Genomic DNA, 2217 nt, shown 5'->3' on the forward strand with positions numbered 1-2217 from the left:
GCGGCGATCGACACGCTCGTTCTTTCGTCGATATTGTCCCGGTCCCGGTCGGCGCTCACGATCACCGCTTGTACTTGATACCAGTTCGACGGGGTGAAGACGAGTCGATTCTGGTTCCCGTCCCGTCCGGGGTCGGTATCGACATTCACGTCGGTGCTCGCAGGTGGAGTCAAGGTCACTATCACGTCCGCGCTCGGCATCTGCGTCAGCCTCACCGTGAAGGTGCCGCTGCCGCCTTCGGTCACCGTCAGGCTTTTAGATGGCGATAAAACCAGACCGGGCGAGGCATCGTTGTCTATCACCGCCACCGAGATGCTGTCGATGATGCCGTTGTAGCCGCCGCCCGAGGCATGCAAGGAAATATCCGCATGGTCGTCGATGGCATCGCCGTCTCGAATCGCGGAGACGACCACCGTCCTTGGCGACTTCCAGTTCGATGGCGTGAATGTCAATGTGCTTTGTTTGCCGAAGACGGTGCGTTCGGTATCGACCGTCACGTCGCCGTTGGACGATTGCTGGAAGTTCACTTTGACGTCAGCGCTCGGACGACTCTTCAGCCGTACCGTGAAGGTTTGGTCGGAGCCCTCGTCCAGAGTCAGATTCCGGGCGGACAAGACCAATCCGAGCAGATAGAGATCATCGTCGTTGACCGAGATCGCCACATTCCGGGTGGCGCCGTCGTAGCCCCCGCCGGAGGCCCGTAAGAGAATGTTCGCCTTGTCGTCTTCGGCGTCATCGTCTTGAGCGGCGAAGACGGTCACCGCTTGGGTTGCGCTCCAATTCGAGGGTGTGAAGACCAGCCGCTCAGGGGTGGTCGTGACATCGCTGTTCGATGGCCGTCCCACGACGACCGTCACATCCGAGAGAGGTATGACCGTCAATTTCACCGAGAAGACCGTCGAGGATCCCTCATCGACGAGTACCGGGTCATTCGAGACGGCGAAGGATCGAGCGGTGGAGGGCGGTGCGCCATCGTCATCGTTGACCGTGATCGACACCGTAGCGGTCACGTCGCGATATTCGGCGCCCGATGCCGTAAGAGTGATGCTCGCGCTCTCGTCGGCGGCATCGTCATCATCGGCGGCGCTCACCCGAACCTCTTGCGCGGTATTCCAGTTCGATGCCGTGAAGGTCAGCGCGGTTCGGTCCAAGGTGATATCGGCATTCGCCGGCTGCGCCATGCTCACCGTTACGCTACCGCTCGGTTGTCTTGTCAGTCTCACCGTGAAGGTGCCGGACGAACCCTCGTCTATAGCGACCGTCGCCCTCGAGATATCAAGCGCCGGAGGAGGCAGCTCTCCGGTCGGGTCGTCGTCATCCGTCACATCGACCCTCACGCTGCGATCGTCGACATCGTCGTAGCCGCCGCCGGATGCGCTCAGGGAGAGATTCGCGCTCTCATCGAGTGCATCGTCGTCCTCGGCGGCGCTCACCGTCACCGTTTGGGGCGTGCCCCAGTTCGAGGTGGTGAATGTCAGCGCCGTCGGGTTCACCGTCACATCGGGGTTGGCCGTGCCGGTTTGCGCCACTGTCACGCTCACATTCCCGCTCGGTTGGGTATTCAGTTGCACCGTGAAGGTGGCGCTTGCATTCTCGTCGACGCCGAGGGTGTTCGTCGATACCGTCATCCCCGCCGTGTCGTTGTCCGTGACATCGACGCTCACGGTGCCGGTGGCATCTTGATAGCCGCCGCCCGTTGCCGAAACCGAGATGCTTGCGGTCTCGTCGGTGGTGTCCCCGTCCTCCTCTGCGCTGATCGTGACGGTCTGGGCCGTATTCCAGTTGGAGGCTGTGAAGGTGAGGGTGTTCTGGTTGCCGGCAGTGGTGGAGTCGGTGTCCACCTTGACGTCGGCATTGCTCGGCTGGGTCAGCGTGACCGTCACGTTCCCGGTCGGTTGCGCCGACAACTGCACGGCGAAGGTGGCGGTACCGCCTTCGGTGACTGCAACGGAGTTCGAGGGGAGGGTCAGGTTCCCCGCATCGTTGTCCGTCACATCGACGCTTACCATGCCGGTGGCTTCGTCATAGCCGCCGCCCGATGCGGTAACGGAGATGCTCGCGCTGTCGTTGTCGGTATCACCGTCTTCGGCCGCGCTGATGGTGACCGCTTGGGCCGTGTTCCAGTCGGAAGTGGTGAAGGTGAGGGTGGTCTGCTCGCCGGTGGTCGTGGTGTCGGTATCCACCTTGACGTCGGCGTTGCTCGGCTGGGCCAGCGTG

General features: G+C 62.2%; 1 protein-coding gene. It reads right to left on the reverse strand.

Features of this window, described 5'->3' with window-relative positions; genetic code table 11:
* The coding region (locus BF99_RS23580) for a hypothetical protein (RefSeq protein WP_025772552.1) at positions 1–2217 on the reverse strand (2217 nt) is incomplete at both ends.

It is taken from the genome of Thioalkalivibrio sp. HK1 (assembly GCA_000583135.1).
Classification (GTDB): Bacteria; Pseudomonadota; Gammaproteobacteria; order HK1; family HK1; genus HK1.